Source organism: Butyricimonas paravirosa (genome assembly GCF_032878955.1).
GTDB lineage: Bacteria > Bacteroidota > Bacteroidia > Bacteroidales > Marinifilaceae > Butyricimonas > Butyricimonas paravirosa.
The window spans coordinates 5,442,332-5,458,359 of the sequence record NZ_CP043839.1 but is presented as its reverse complement, the minus strand read 5'-3'; the positions used below and the strand labels follow the sequence as shown (position 1 = coordinate 5,458,359).

General features: G+C 43.2%; 12 protein-coding genes. 9 read left to right on the top strand and 3 right to left on the bottom strand.

Annotation, left to right across the window (positions count from 1 at the left end):
• Nucleotides 1-103 precede the first annotated feature (103 nt).
• The 4 genes from F1644_RS21950 to F1644_RS21935 are packed head-to-tail and all read left to right on the top strand — an operon-like array spanning nt 104 to nt 6,498.
• A complete protein-coding gene (locus tag F1644_RS21950; protein WP_168044410.1) occupies nt 104-3,613 on the top strand; it encodes a TonB-dependent receptor in 3,510 nt (1,169 codons plus the stop codon).
• Between the two features lie 3 nt (nt 3,614-3,616).
• Nucleotides 3,617-5,185: a RagB/SusD family nutrient uptake outer membrane protein gene (locus F1644_RS21945; protein WP_168044408.1), complete on the top strand. Its 1,569-nt coding sequence runs from the start codon at nt 3,617-3,619 to the stop codon at nt 5,183-5,185.
• A gap of 27 nt (nt 5,186-5,212) precedes the next feature.
• The gene (locus F1644_RS21940; RefSeq protein WP_118302737.1) at nt 5,213-5,917 is read left to right on the top strand and encodes a hypothetical protein; all 705 of its coding nucleotides are present in this window, start codon (nt 5,213-5,215) and stop codon (nt 5,915-5,917) included.
• A gap of 23 nt (nt 5,918-5,940) precedes the next feature.
• Entirely contained in the window at nt 5,941-6,498 is a 558-nt protein-coding gene (locus F1644_RS21935) for a hypothetical protein (protein ID WP_168044406.1), read from the top strand.
• 58 nt (nt 6,499-6,556) lie between these two features.
• On the opposite strand, the gene F1644_RS21930 is transcribed toward F1644_RS21935, so the two are convergent.
• The 3 genes from F1644_RS21930 to F1644_RS21920 all read right to left on the bottom strand — a co-directional run bounded on the left by F1644_RS21930 (nt 6,557) and on the right by F1644_RS21920 (nt 8,963).
• Nucleotides 6,557-6,940 (bottom strand): DUF3037 domain-containing protein, encoded by a 384-nt coding sequence (locus tag F1644_RS21930; RefSeq protein WP_087420004.1) that lies wholly within the window; start codon nt 6,938-6,940, stop codon nt 6,557-6,559.
• Nucleotides 6,918-7,700 (bottom strand): HipA family kinase, encoded by a 783-nt coding sequence (locus F1644_RS21925; RefSeq protein WP_168044404.1) that lies wholly within the window; start codon nt 7,698-7,700, stop codon nt 6,918-6,920. The genes F1644_RS21930 and F1644_RS21925 overlap by 23 nt, the downstream gene beginning before the upstream one ends.
• A gap of 477 nt (nt 7,701-8,177) precedes the next feature.
• A complete protein-coding gene (locus F1644_RS21920) occupies nt 8,178-8,963 on the bottom strand; it encodes a DUF1573 domain-containing protein (protein WP_118302743.1) in 786 nt (261 codons plus the stop codon).
• 232 nt (nt 8,964-9,195) lie between these two features.
• On the opposite strand from F1644_RS21920, the gene F1644_RS21915 reads away from it, so the two are divergent.
• Genes F1644_RS21915 through F1644_RS21895 form a run of 5 tightly spaced genes read left to right on the top strand, consistent with a single transcriptional unit; the run spans nt 9,196 to nt 16,026 of the window.
• Nucleotides 9,196-10,575: a leucine-rich repeat domain-containing protein gene (locus F1644_RS21915; protein ID WP_168044402.1), complete on the top strand. Its 1,380-nt coding sequence runs from the start codon at nt 9,196-9,198 to the stop codon at nt 10,573-10,575.
• 8 nt (nt 10,576-10,583) lie between these two features.
• Nucleotides 10,584-11,957 (top strand): C4-dicarboxylate transporter DcuC, encoded by a 1,374-nt coding sequence (gene dcuC / locus F1644_RS21910; RefSeq protein WP_087420000.1) that lies wholly within the window; start codon nt 10,584-10,586, stop codon nt 11,955-11,957.
• Nucleotides 11,958-11,960: 3 nt separating this feature from the next.
• Nucleotides 11,961-13,106 carry a beta-aspartyl-peptidase gene (gene iadA, locus F1644_RS21905; RefSeq protein ID WP_118302747.1) on the top strand — a complete coding sequence of 382 codons (1,146 nt, stop codon included), beginning with the start codon at nt 11,961-11,963 and terminating at the stop codon, nt 13,104-13,106.
• 19 nt (nt 13,107-13,125) lie between these two features.
• Nucleotides 13,126-14,472, top strand: a complete 1,347-nt coding sequence (locus F1644_RS21900; RefSeq protein WP_168044400.1) for a porin — start codon at nt 13,126-13,128, stop codon at nt 14,470-14,472.
• Between the two features lie 12 nt (nt 14,473-14,484).
• Nucleotides 14,485-16,026: a M14 family metallopeptidase gene (locus tag F1644_RS21895; RefSeq protein ID WP_168044398.1), complete on the top strand. Its 1,542-nt coding sequence runs from the start codon at nt 14,485-14,487 to the stop codon at nt 16,024-16,026.
• Nucleotides 16,027-16,028: the final 2 nt, after the last annotated feature.

The following is a 16,028-nucleotide window of genomic DNA, read 5'->3' as shown; positions in this document are numbered from 1 at the left end:
CCTCTGTATTAATTAGTTATAATTAAAACATTTCAAAGGTATGAAAAAAAGATGGAAGAGTGATTTTCCGTTAGAGAGAAAATTGCAAAAAATTTTTAGATGTATGAAATTAACCTTTCTACTACTCACGTGTTTTGTCGTTCAGACTTTTGCTAGCCTGAATGCACAGACTGTCACGATCAAAAAACAAAACGCGTCACTGGAAGAAGTGATTTGGGAGTTAAAACAGCAGACCCGGTTCACGTTCATGTACAACAACGAAGACATTGCCCGGATAAAGGGGATCGATTTGAATGAAAAAGAAGTGGACGTGGAGAAGATTCTACAAAAATGTTTGAAAAACACGAATTTGGAGTATGTCGTGTTAAACAACGCCATTGTCATAAAACTTAAAATGGACACGTTGGACGAGAAAAAGTCCGTCACGTTAAAAGGTTGGGTTTATGACAAGAAAAAAGAACCCATTCCGGGCGTGACGGTCAAACTGACCAATATTAACCTCGGAACAGCCACCAATAACAAGGGATGGTTTTCACTTTCACTCCCGCTAACCAAAGGGACATTGGAATTTTCTTTCGTGGGCTTTAAAACCCAAAAAGTAAATTTCACGGAAAAGACAGATACCCTCCGGATCACTCTGGAAGAAGATATTCAAACACTGGATGAAACAGTGGTTGTCGCCTATGGAACAACCACCCGCCGGAAATCGACAGGTGCCGTTTCCGTGGTAAAAGCAGAAGAATTCAGAGGGATTCCTTCCGGTAACATTGCCAATCTTTTACAAGGTCGTGTAGCCGGACTGGACATTACAAATCTTTCCGGGGCCCCCGGAGGCGGTGACGTGGCTATTACCGTAAGAGGATATAACTCATTGGATGTAGAAGCCGGACGGAGATTCTCAAATCCGCTATGGGTAATCGACGGAGTACCTTTAAACACGTTTACTTCCCCGATCACAGGAACCAACCTACTCTCCGACTTGAACCCGGATATGATCGAATCCATACAAATATTGAAAGATGCCTCTTCAGCCGCCATATACGGTTCAAGAGCGGCTAACGGGGTCATCATCGTTACCACGAAAAAAGGAAGACAAAACCAAGATGCCACCTTTTCCGTGAATTTTTCAGAAACATGGAGTACACTCCCGGAATACCCGGCCTTGACGACAGGACGGGCTGAAAGATTGTTACGCTTGAAAAGTACGGAAAACAATTTTAGAGCCTATCTGGACAAGAAAACCAACAGTTACAAATACCCCCAAAGTCTGGCAGAACAATATGAAAACACGCAAAGCTATTATAACGGTTTCTGGCACCCGGACAAAAACAGTATGCCGGAAGGAAACGGGAGTATATATCAAGATAGTCTGAACTCATTCTACAATCATTCCACAAACTATTTCCCAATTTATTTCGAGACGGGAAAAATCACGAATGCGAATATACAAGCGTATGGTGGAAGTGAACGAATCACATACGGCATCGGACTAGGATATTACAATGAAACAGGTGTTTTCAAAGGCACCGGATTCAAACGAATTGATTTAAATTCTAACATGAGTGTCATTCCTATTCCCAAGCTAAGCGTTGACATTCGTTTCAACGCCTCGCTGGCACAAAAGAAAAGGGCATCATCCAGTGCCGACGACCACCTTCGTTTTAGTGGAGCTTTAGTCCCTATCGAAACCATTCCCGGAGAACCATATAAACTTTCATCTTTACTTCCCGGTGAAGAATCTGTCGTGTGGCAGGAAGTTCTGAAAGCATACAGAGGAACGAAAGAAACTAATCGAGCTATCCGTCTACGTAGTAATTTTCGTCTAGGGTACGATATTATTGACGGATTGAATATTTCCAGTTCTCTAGCCGCAGACTACGCTATAAGCCGAAGAAATTATTTCTCCCCTTCGTACATCGCAAGCGACAACAATTCTATCTCCATCGGAGAAACCGGGATCAACCTGATGGTGTTGAATGAAAACCTGTTAAGTTACAAAAAAACAATTCATGAAGATCATAACATTGAATTTATGGCAGGTTTTTCCTATCAATATGATCAAGAAGAATACAACGGAGGATCAGCCCGAAAATCCCCAAGTGACAAAATTTACTACGCTCCTTACGGTATGCCCGATCTGGAAACCGTTGGCTGGGGAGATTACGCAGAGATCCGGGCGCTTAAAGATTACCAGTCCGATATGCAGGAAAAAACACTGGTATCTTATTTTGCTCGCTTAGAATACGGTTTCCGGGAAAAATACCTCTTTTCAGCCAGTATCCGACGAGACGGGAGTTCCACGTTCGGGAAAAACAACCGCTGGGGAACTTTCCCATCTGTAGCCGCAGCATGGAGTTTCTCGGAAGAGCCTTTCGTGAGAGACAATCTCGGGTGGGTATCTTTTGGAAAAATACGAGCCAGTTGGGGACGTTCCGGGATGCACTTTTCCCAAAATTACTTAGCATTAGGAATTATGAACGTGGGAAGTACATCTTACCTCGGAAATAGTTATATCGAACCCCAATGGGGTGACGGGCTTTATAATGACAAATTATCATGGGAAGAAACGGACCAGTATGATTTCGGGTTAGATTTGGATATGTTTGATCACCGTTTAGGTATCACGATTGATTATTACTACCGTTATACAGACAAATTATTAGACCGGGTTCGCTTACCTAGTGCCGGGATAAACACCGGGTATGGTAGTCAATGGCGCAATGCAGCAGCCGTTTCCAACGAAGGTTTGGAAGTCATGGTCAAATACGAAATATTCAGGAAGTCCGATTTATATTGGAAAATATCCGTGAACGCTGCCCGTAATTGGAATCGTTTCGAAAAATCATATACTGGAAAAGATTTAGACTTGGTTCGAGTAATCGGAAAATCACTAAATGGAATATACGCCTTGAAAACAGACGGGTATATAGACTATCAGGATGAAGTCCCCGTTTTTTACAACCAAATAGGTATAAAAGCCCCTTTAGCATCTGAAATGGGAAGCTCCACGTTTTACAAACCGGGAGACTACAAATTCATTGACGTGGATGGAAATCGTAAAATAAATGCTTTTGACGATGAGGTATATTGTGGAAGTGCTTTACCGAAAGTCTCCGGGGGAATCGTGAATGAATTCCAATGGAAAAATTTCGATGTGAATATCCTATTAAGTTTCCAATTGGGACGACACATGTTGAACATCACCCAAACGAGGTGCCTATCTGGTTTTGGTGCGGCAGAATACCCGGCCATTGTCATGAACTTAAACAAAGTATCTTTCTGGGAGAAACCCGGCGATAATCCGGACTTCCCTAGATGGCAATATGATTGGGATACTTATTTATGGAGTGGACGATACGTTGATCGAAGGGTTGAAAAGGTCAACTGGCTGAAAATAAAAACAGTATCTATCGGTTACACATTGCCCAAAGCATGGATGCAAAAATGCGGGCTGGACGAGTTGAGGATCTTTGCCAGCGGGGAAAATCTACACACGTTCACCAATTACTCCGGTATTGAACCTGAAATCGTGGACATCCGCAATGGTGAAGACGTGGGGAGTTCCTACCCCTTAGCTCGCAAATTAACATTAGGTTTAACATTGAAATTTTAAGCGATGAAAAAACGATACTTATTTTTAACGCTAATCGGGGCATTCATGATGTGTGCCTGTGAAGAGTGGGTCGAATTAAAACCGGAAAACTCGGTCACCTTTGAAAACGCCTTTGACACGGAAAAAGACATAGAGGCAGCCTTATTCGGGGCAGAACAAAGTTTACGGGTAAACATGACCTCGGCCCCGTATTCACCGGAAATGCGAGGAGAATATTCAGACTATCGCCATAGTAATTCCTATGACTTTTTAAGAGAAGAAGATCCCGAAGCGTATGTCGCACAATGGAATTGGAATTACAACGTAATTGCAGCAGCCAATGTTGCTTTACCCTATATTAACAAAGTCGATATGCCACAAGAAAGACGGGACTTTTACAGGGGTGAGATCGCTTTTTTCAAAGCATTCGTTTACCTAGATCTAGTCCGTCGCTGGGGGGATTGCGTGATGATACAGGATGAAGTGGAGCTAAAACCTATCGGTAAAACAAACTGGCCCAAAGTGACGGATTACGCAATATCATTAGCAAAAGAGGCCGTACGCCTTCTCCCGGAATGGAACGAACTGAAAGAATCCAACGGAGCCTCCGTAACCCATAGGGCTCGCCCGTGCAAGGGAGCAGCCAACGCCGTGCTGGCCCATCTATGCGCTTGGAAAGCCGGATGTAAATATATGGCACAACCGCAAGACCGGGACTATGATGAACAACTATTATGGCGTATGGTTGATACAGCTTGTACGGCAATTATCAATAGACAGGATATTTATGATTTAGAATCAACACCTGACGAAGTTTGTACCAAAACATTCGTGGACGGTGGCAAAGAGTGTATTTTCGAAAGTGTATTTCGAGGATATTGGAATGAATTTGATGAAATGACAGAAAGTAACATGACCAACCTAGGCCGGCGCTACGAGGCTTACCCGGCTATTCCCGGTAAAAAAATCGGAGATAATAAAAAAACAGAGTACCGAATATTAAATTCAACCGTCCGGGAAATGTTTCAAGACTACACCGATGGAGGTACCCCTGTCACCGATTTACGCAGGGACGCTTGGTTTTACGAGTTCGAAACGATGGAACAAGAAGATGAAGAGATTACCGGCGGATACGCCTATCCTTACAAATGGCGCTATGCCCGAGTGGCCACGGACGGGTACATGGCCGGACAATTTATCAACTTCGACCAAAACAAAACATGGTGGAGACTGGCTGACATCTATCTATTACGTGCAGAATGTCGGGCCAGATTAAACGACCGGGCAGGAGCTATTGCAGACTTGAACAAAATACGCAATCGGGCAAAAGCTAAACGTTACAATGAATCCGAGTATGACGGCAATCTACGCTATGCCATATTCAAAGAACGAGAAAAAGAATTATTGATGGAAGGAACCCGCTATTTTGATGTATTACGGAACGGGTACTACAAAACGGAACTTTACGGAAACTTCCGAAATGTTTCTGACCAAGACGTGGTTGACGGAGTATTTTTCAATGCTTTGGAAAGCACCTTATACTGGGATAATCCATTAATGAGGCAGAATACCTATTGGCTAAAAAGACAATAAAAGAACACAAATAAAAATGAACATATCATGAAAACAGGAATAAATATATGGGTATACTTTCTGATTCTCGCGGGACTTTCCGCCTGTGATACAAAACAAGACTGGTTTGATTCCGGTATCAGTTCACCCTATCACGATTGCAGCATCATGGAATATTTACAGAAAGACACGGCCAACTGGAAATTAACCGTAGAATTAATTGAAAGGGCGGAACTCACCCAACTTTTCGAGGGGAAAGATCCAAATTACAAAGAAATCACGTTCTTTGCTCCCCCTTCCCTGTCCATTCTTCGTTACGTGTGGGATAAAGCTTCCGGAAAAGAACAATTTCCCGGAGAGCCTGAGCGTTGGAGAACGCTCTCAGAAGATGAAAAAAATCATCCGGAACATCTCGTTCAAGCTCTCGACAAAGATTGGTGCCGGGAGATGGTATTGCGCCACGTTATTAAAGGCAAACATTTGAAAGACGGAATTGCTTTCCGGGACCGGGATTACGAAATTGAATCAGAAGAACAAACCGGAGGAACAGATTTTACCTGCGAAAGTGGGAACAAATTACGGGCTTACCGAGAAAAAACAGATTATGGTGGTGTTAAGGATGCCGGAGCAATTTTCATGTACTTATACTCGTTTGATGTCATGGAAATGGTTCCATTAGCCTCCCCGGATATTCAACCGCTAAACGGGGTAGTACACGCATTGAACTATAATTATGTACTAGGTAAAATCTAACGTGGAACTTAAAATTTAAAATCATGAAGAATCTAATCATATTGGGAATATTCGTTCTTGCGACCTATCTGGGGTCGAGTTGCCAAGACGTAACGATCGGCTTTTTGCAAACAGAAGATGCCGGTTATAATCCCGACACGATGGTCGTTAAAAAAGAACTGGACACCACTCCCCCTCAATTAGAAGAAGTGGATAACCCGCTTTACTATGAATTACTGGCAGAAGACCCAAATTATTATACTCCGGAACTATTGATCAGTTGGGGCATCTTACCCACTCAAATTATAGAAGTTGGTGCCGGAGAAGATTATCAACGGGCCCAATGGGGCACGCCATGGGTAAGTAATCCAATCGAAGGAGTAGACGGAACTACCCAAATATACGTTTCCATAAAAGACATCAAAACGACAACGGGAAATGCCGAGAAGATGTGGGAATATTTGAAAGTATATGGTGACGGGACCTTCGAAGTGCCTTTAGAACATGATATTCCCACGGGACATTATTTAATTTCATTAAACTTCAAAAACGAGGGATATTCTAAAGACGTGAACGATTGTTTTACCATTATCGTGAAATAATCCTTCAAGTGTGTGTTTCAAGAATAGGTGGAAATTCTCCACCTATTCTCTTTTATACCTACATCACAAACTCGTCAAATAACTTATCAAAAGTAGCATCCGGATCAGTCAGAAAACCGGGATGCGGACGAGAGGTTTGGATAATCGTGCTACGAACGGCCGTCAGCCAACGAAAACGCTCCGGAATATCCAACCCGGCAATCGGTCCGCCATCACGAGAACCGGAACATATCCGATCGAAAATTTGCAGGTTCACCCGAATTTCTTCTATATCAATTTCCGGAAATAGCATCTTTAATTTTTCCTCGTGAAGCACGTACTTTGCCCGCAAAAATTTTTTCCGCTTGGAGAACAAAATGATCCCCACGTTAATAAATTCTTCCCGTTCCACCCGCGGGACAACCCGGATAACGGCATATTCATACAAGTATCTCTCTGGCATGTTGTGCTTCTTTTATAAATATTTCCGAATGTGCAACCCGTTCCGTTAAAAAACGAACATATGTCTCCCGTATTTCTTGATTTGTAATACCCAGATCATCCCAATTTAACCAATCCTCCGGGATCAACGCCACGATTTCCCTTATCTTTTCCGGGGTCAATCGAGCTTTCAATCCGGCATCGACTTCTGCCAGTTGACTTGCCCGAGGCAATAAAACATGATTCTTTATTTCCACAAAAGGACTCAAAGCGTGTTTCTGCCAATTTGTCCAAGAATAATGGAAATAGAGAGATGAACCGTGATCTATCAACCATAGTTCCTTGTGCCACATCAACAGGTTCGTGTTACGAACCGTGCGATCAATATTCGTCAGTAAAGCATCCAACCAAACGATTTTCGAGGCCAGTTCCGCATCAATCACGTTTACCGTGGGGTCAAATGCGAGAGCCCCGGATAAAAAGTGCAACCCGAGATTTAATCCCCGGCTCGCTTTCAACAAATCCTGTATTTCCTCATCTCCTTCCGCCTGCCCGAAAGCCTCATCCAGTTGTAGAAAAACCAGCTCCGGCACTCGTAACTCCAAAACACGAGCTATCTCCCCTCCGATCAGTTCGGCTATTAAAGCCTTCGTGCCATGCCCGGCACCCCGGAATTTCACCACGTACTTGAACCCATCCTCCGCCTCCGCCAATGCTGGTAATGAGCCGCCTTCTCGTAATGGCATGATGTATCTCGTCACATTTTCTGTTCGTAATTCCATTTCTATCTCCTTTTTACTTGAACAAAGATAATCAATAAAATCACAACACGCTATCTACATATCATGGGAATACACCCGGATAAATCCAATTCGCTCGACTAATGGAAGTATTGCGTCCCTACTCACGCAACACGTCCTACCGTTAACAAGGCCTGTTTATCCCCTATTAAATGAAATATACTAAATTTTCAACAAATATTATTCATACTTATATTATACCAACTCCCATTCAACTCCTATTCATTTCCAATTCAACTCCTATAAAAATAAGAAATAAATTATAACTCTATAATAATTATAAAATAAATATTATGTCATTACTATATCATATAATCAATTTATAATACACACTCAGGTATTAAATCCCCATATTTACCCGGTGAATACCCACGGATTACAGGTCATAGACAAAAATATCGTCCACGACCTCACTTGAAAAAAGAACCAATATTGATTTAGTAATTCACGATCAAATGATTAAACCTTCACTTCCCCTTTCACAATCAACTGGATCGTGGGTTGACGGGGATCGTTACAAAAGAGAGTGATGACTTTACGCTGTTTACCGTTTCGCCCGGCAGAGTGAAAGATGACATTCAAGTCCATTTCTTTACCGGGCAGAAGAACACGTTGACTGGGGAGTACCGCGGTACAACCGCAAGTGGTTTCTATTTTACGGATGATCAAGTTACGTTCTCCAACATTTTGGATTTTAAAAATCATCTTAGCCTCCTCTCCTTCCCGAAGTGTTCCAAAATCACGTTCCGTCGAATCCACCATGAAATGAGGGGCTTGTGCTTTTTCCTCTTCACTCCAATGTGCAAAATCCTCCCGTACAGGCACATCAATCATAAACCCGTAATCGTAATCCACCTCCCCGTTTATCATGAAACGCATCACATTATAATAATTACCTAACATGGACTCATTCTTTAAACGTAACGTCACGATTAACGTGTCACAAGTTCCGGGTTCTACGGTATATCCTCCTAGATTCCAATCTTGCTCAGAGTGCCCTATCTTCCGACAGGTGATCTCCGGGAAATGATTAAAACCTTCCAGACGAATCCCCGCTTTCGTGGGATTGTACACCAGCACCGTGTCGGCATACTCCTTATCGATATATACCTCACTCCAACTTGCCTTTTCCTTACTGAAAAATAAATCTCCTGCCGGGTAAATACACTTTTTAGAAGGCTTGTCCGAAGAACAGGCACCCATCAAAAGAGCAATAATGATTAACCCATATATTTTCATCCTCATGTCATATATCATTCACAAATTCAAAATTACTATTTAATTCTATTTTTTCTTCTTATACATGAATTTTTAATGCTAAAACGTACTTTTGTCCTGAAAAACAAGATCAATAACTGAAAAAAGGCAATAATTAATGATTTGTTAGCAGATTATTTATCGATCTGTTTACCCTTCGGGGATAAATTTGTTGATGGTAAAATGAATTAAAATCATTAATTATAAATATCAGTTCACTATGAAAACAAAACATCTATGCGTTGCATTCATTTTGTCCCTGCTCGCTTTTCAAGCCTGCACGACAGATGACGTATCATTTACCGAAGACTCCGGTCCGGATGACAAAAGCAATCTTTATACTATTAAAGATAACGCTTTCGGGGAGTATTTAAAATACCTGAAAGTGACAGGTGTTTATTCCCAAACCACTACGGAAGACGGAAATGCAGTGACCTCATACGTCATTGACACGGTAGAATCCAAAGAATTTACAGGAGATATTAATCTCAGTAAAACAGAGGCGTCTATCACAAAACTGCAAAAAGCCGGATTAACTACAGCCGCAGACAAGATTCAAGATGTTGATGGAATCCAATTCCTTACCGGACTTAATTCCCTTGCACTCACATCCAATAATATCACGTCACTCGATATAAGCAAACTGGTTAATTTAACCGAACTGAAAATGAACTTTAATAAAGTAGGTTCTTTGGATTTAACCCATAACACGAAACTCGTGACCTTCAATTATCGTGGTAGCGGTGAAGCGGCAGAAGGACAAAAACTGACCTCTATCGACCTATCAAAAAACACGGAATTAACCTCCCTCGATCTGCGTGTTCACGAATTAACAAATATAGATTTATCACAAAATAAAAAACTTACCTCGGTATCGTTATCAGATAATCCCGGTGCACCGTTTACAATTCCAGAAGAAATTTATAACAACCTAACGACAAAAGACGGTGTTGAAGGCGGTGATGTCCCAACACCCCCGGTAACTGACGAATACTATATTATTCCGGATAAGGCTTTGGGAGAATATTTAAATTATCGTCTCGAAGGTAAGGGGTTCGTGGTTGAAGAAAACGGTTCTTATAAAATAGACAAGAAAAAAGCAGCGACTTACACGGGAGAATTGGATTTAAGAAAGAGAAATGATGATAAGAAAGCTTTAGCCGCAGCAGGTTTAGCAACAGCACAAGATCCAATAGAAGATTTAAGTGGTATCGAATATTTCTCAAATGTAACCATATTAAGATTGGTTTCCAATAGTTTGACGAGCTTAGATATTACCAAATTGGTTGAACTCACGACATTGGATCTAAATAACAATCAGATTACATCTTTGGATTTAACCCAAAATACAAAACTGATAGACTTTAGTTACAATGCAAGCACTAAAACCGGAGCGAAGAAACTATCTAGTATAGACTTGACCAAAAATACGGAATTAACCACATTGTCAATGACAAATCATGAATTGACCACAATTGATTTATCCAAAAACACAAAATTGACTTCCATAAAATTAAGTGGTAACCCGGGAGCGCCGTTTACAATTCCGGCTGAAATATATGATAATTTATCCTCCAAATCTGACGGAGTACAGAAATAATTACAATCATGATTTACATAGGAGCACTTATATCCATTCAATTCATCGCCTTGACAGCTTATTGGCTGTTTAAGAAGTATCACGCCCAAGCGGTATTACTTTTCAGTGGACTGGCCATGTTGACATTGGCCTTAATCTTGGGATTTGACATCCCGGAACTGAAAAATGCCACGGGACTAAAAGAGTTCGACCTTTTCAAGGTGATACAAGAAATATTCAGCGAGAAAGGTGCGGGCGTGGGACTGATGATTATGACCATCGGGGGATTCGTGGCTTACATGAAACAAATCAAAGCAAGTGATGCTCTGGTATATGTTTCCATGCAACCGCTATCCATCTTCCGGAAGTACCCCTATCTGGCAGCATCGCTAGTGATCCCTATCGGACAACTTCTGTTTATCTGTACCCCCTCGGCCACGGGTTTGGGGTTATTGTTAGTAGCATCCATCTACCCCGTACTGGTAAGCCTAGGAGTCAGTAAACTATCCGCCGTATCGGTGATTTCAGCCTGCACGGTATTCGACATGGGTCCGGCATCGGCCAACACGGCCCGGGCATCGGAACTCGTGGGAATGAATAACGTGATGTACTTTATAGAACATCAAATGCCGCTGACGATCCCTATGACGATACTGCTCATGATCGTGTATTATTTCAGTAATCGCTATTACGACAAAAAAGACGCTTTGAAGAAACAAACAGAAGAAGTGAAACAGGAAGATTTCAAGGTTGACGTTCCGTTAATCTATGCCATTCTCCCGGTATTACCTCTGATTCTGTTGATCGTGTTCTCCAAATATATCCAGCTATTCAGTTTTTCGGTAGAACTCGACACAACAACAGCCATGCTGATGTCATTCTTCGTTGCCATCGTTTTTGAATTCATTCGTCAACGCAATATCAAACAAGTATTTGCATCTATCAAAACGTTCTGGGACGGGATGGGAAAAGTATTTGCCACAGTCATCACGTTGATCGTGGCGGCAGAAGTCTTTTCCAGGGGATTAATCAGCCTAGGGTTTATCGATTCACTCGTGATGCTTTCACAACACATCGGTTTTTCCGGTGCAGGGATCGCCATATTGATGACATTACTCATCTTCGCGGCCTCCATGCTCATGGGAAGTGGTAACGCATCATTCTTCTCTTTCGGTCCACTCGTGCCGTCTATCGCGGCAAAAGTGGGAGTTGAAGGGGTTCACATGATCCTACCCATGCAGTTGGCCTCCAGTATGGGACGGGCAGCCTCCCCCATCGCGGGTGTGATCATTGCAATATCGGAAATCGCGGGTGTATCTTCGTTCGATCTGGCCCGCCGGAATCTGATCCCGTTATCATTCACGATGGTTGTCATGCTAATTTATCACTTTTTTATTGCTTAAAATATGAATATAACAATCATAAAGAACGCAAATATATATGCCCCTGAAAAATTGGGGATAAAAGATCTGCTCGTGTGTAACGGGAAAATCGTTATGATTGACGATCAGATTGATTTAACGGGTGTAAAACACTCTATGATCGATGCCGGGGGCTTGATCGTGACCCCCGGTTTCATCGATCAACACATGCACATTATCGGTGCCGGAGGGAAAAGCGGCTACTTTTCCATCACCCCGGAAGTACAACCGAGTGAACTGATTCGCTGTGGAACAACCACGGTTGTCGGTATGCTGGGAACAGACGGGATCACAAAAGAATTGACCACGCTCTACGCCAAGTGTAAATCGTTAGAGCAATACGGTATCGGGGCATATATGCTCACAAGCTATTTTGCAGTACCACCCAAAACCATCATGCAAAGCGTTGCGGAAGATATGTTGTTTATCGACAAGATTATCGGTTGTAAAGTAGCCATCAGCGACGAACGGTGTTCATTCCCCACGAAACAGGAGTTACTGCGCCTAATCAACCAAGTACACGTGGGCGGTTTGACTTCCGGCAAAGGAGGGGTTCTGCACATCCACCTAGGCGCCTTACCTTCCCGGATGCAGATTCTCCTGGAAATTGCACGGGAATACCCGACTTTGGTAAAGCACATCTCCCCGACTCACGTGGGACGAACGACAGCACTTTTCGAAGAGGCCATTGAATTTGCCTCTTTAGGAGGAATCATCGATATATCCACGGGTGGGACCAAGTTCGATGAACCGTACAAGATTCTATTACACGGGTTGGAAAAAGGCGTGTCAATCGAACAAATGACCTTCAGTAGTGACGGAAACGCGGGAATGAGTAAAAAAGACCCGGAAACCGGAAATCTCATTTTCTACAAAGCTCCCTTACATCTGAATTTACAACAAGTACAGAAACTGGTAAAAGAAGGCGGTATGCCCATAGAGGATGCCATTCGCCCGGTTACAACGAATCCGGCTAAAAACATGACCCTACGGACGAAAGGACGTATCGCCCCGGATTACGATGCCGACCTGTGTTTCTTTGACAATGACTTGAACTTGCAAAATGTGATCGTGGGCGGTACCGTGTGGATGCAGGGAGGAAAATTAGTCAAGGCTGGAAATTTTGAATAGATAACTTGAAATTAAAAAGATGAAAAAATATAAGTTCATAGTCATGCTGTTCATCTTGATTCTGTGGTTCCCCGCTTTTTCTCAGGAAACGGATTCCGAAGATAGTGACACAGAAACTTTAACAGCAGATTCCGATGCAGCCAAGATCATCGTGAATAAATACCGTTTGGGAGACGGGATCACTTTCTCTGCCCCGGATGGTGGATATAATATAAACTTGAGAGGTTTCTTGCAAACCACGTTTGAAACCCGTAAATACGAGGGAGACGATCAGTTCTACTCCCGTTTTCGTATGAGACGTTTACGCCTACGCCTCTCCGGAGATGCGTGGGGTGGTAAAGTCAGCTACCGTTTACAAACCGACTTTGCACAAGCCAACGGGGGTGACGGTGAATTAAGCGGTATGTTACTGGATGCCTTTATTGCCTACAAACCCGTGAAAGGACTTACTTTAAGTTTCGGACAAAAATCCACGCCAACCGATAACCGCGAACTCGGAATCACTTCAAATACCTTACAACTCGTGGATCGCAGCAAACTATCCTCTTACTTCGGGTCCATCCGGGAAGTAGGTCTTTTCGTTGACGGATCATTCCGCATCGGTCATACGGCATACCTTCGTCCCTCTATTGTTATCACTGACGGTGACGGTAGTGCCACGTTTACCCGTCGTCACGGGGGACTCAAATACGGAGCCCGCATCAATTACCTGCCTTTCGGTTTATTCCGGGCATACGGGGAGAACCGGGGTGGAGACATGGCAAGGGAAGTTACCCCGAAACTCTCTGTCGGTACAACTTTTAGTTATAACGTGGGAATCAGTGACCGGAGAGGCCGGGAAAGCGGTTCCATTCTTTACCTGAATGACGAAAACAAGGAAGCCCTGCCGGATTACATCAAATTCGGTGCAGACTTCCATTTTAAATACATGGGTTTCTCCGTACTAGGAGAATTCGTGAAAACCTGGGCTCACGTTCCCAGTGAAATCACCCAGCGGGTGAGAAACGACGGGACCACGTCCACCGATTTCAGCGGAAACATGAAAGACTACGTGAAAGCCCGTATGATGCTGGGAACCGGGTATAACATTCAAGCGGGGTATATGTTCCAAAACCGCTTGTCTATCGACGCCCGCTACACACATTTCGACCCGGATAAAAACTCTTTCCTGCACAACGAACTCTATTTTAACCGTAATAACTTCTACGAAGTCGGTGTTTCCAAATACCTGACCAAATCATACGCGGTGAAAGTACAGGCCTCCGTCGTGTTCGTGGATGCCGAACCGGGAAGCAAGAACGTGAATAGCATCGTAACGGAAGGTAACGAGACTTTATTACAAGCCATGATTCAATTCTCATTCTAAAAACTGCAAAAGATGAATACAATGATAAAATACTTATTTACATTATTGATTCTCCTACAAGCAGGTGCTTTATGGGCCCAACAACCTGCCAAGGTGGCCAAAAAGTTCTTTGCCGATCCGGAAATGGATATTCACACGCCGTGGTTCCAGAAAGGGAATGTATGCACGACTTACGACGAAATGATGTCCTATATCAATAACTTGATTACCCGCCACCCGGAGACAGCAAGTTTGTCCTTTATCGGGAAAACCCAGAAAGGGGTAGAAATACCTGCCGTAAGAATTGCCGGAAAGACCCGAAATGTCAAATTACGAGTTTTATTTCTCGGCCGAGTACACGGTGACGAACCGGGAAGCACCGAAAGTATGCTCTACACAATGGATCGCCTATTAAACGATCCCGACTTGGCTTATTTGTTGGAACGCTTGGAAATCACCATTATTCCGATGGTAAACATCGACGGGGGAAGTCATTTGGAACGAGTGACAGCCAACACGCTGGACTTGAACCGGGATCAAAGTAAACTGGCTACTCCCGAGGCTGTTGTATTGAGAAATTTCTACAATCAATATGCCCCTCAAGTCGTTATTGATTTTCATGAATTTCAACCACTTCGTGCCGACTACACGCTAATCAGCACGGACAACATCACGAATTCATTCGATGCCATGTTCCTCTACACGGGTAACTTGAATGTTCCCCAAGAGTTACGGAACCTGACAGCCCAGACATTTGTCGGTAACGCCCGCAAAGCTCTGGACGCAAAACAACTGCGACACCACGACTATTTCACGACAGCCAAAAAGTTCGGAGAAATCATTTTCAACGTGGGTGGAATCAATCCCCGGTCAACAGCAAATGCTTTCTCTCTTGGAAACTCCGTTGCTATTTTGATGGAATTGAGAGGTGTGAAAATAGGTAAGACCTCTTTAAAAAGAAGAGTCTGCACGGCATTCACGCTGGCAGAATCTTACTTGAAAACAGCCTACGACCATGCTGATGAAGTAATGCGTGTCACCCGACAGGCCGCACAAACTCGGAATGACATTGTCGTTACCAGTTCTCCCAAGAGCGTGGATGACTACGTACTACCGTTTATCAGCATGAACACGAACCAAATGGTGAACGTGAAAGTATGCGCCAATCTATCTTTAGAGTCCACCCCTACTCTCGTTCGGAAACGCCCGGAGGCTTATTATATTTCAGCTCTCCAACCGGAGATCGCCCGGAAACTTCAGGAACTAGGAGTAAAGGTTGAAACATTGACCGTCCCCATGACGCTCGACGTTGAAACTTACACGGTGGATTCTTACAAAGAAGAATATTCACTATTTGAAAAATTCTACCCGGTAAAAGTAAAAACGACCGTGAACACGAAACAAGTCTTCTTCCCTGCCGGAACATTCGTGGTTCCCATGAACCAGAAAAATGGAAACGTGGCAGCCTCGGTTCTCGAACCGGAAGCCGCAAACGGATTTATCAATTACCGGATCTACGAAACAAAACAAGGAGAGGAATTACCGGTTTACCGAAAAATGAACAGTGACAAATAAGG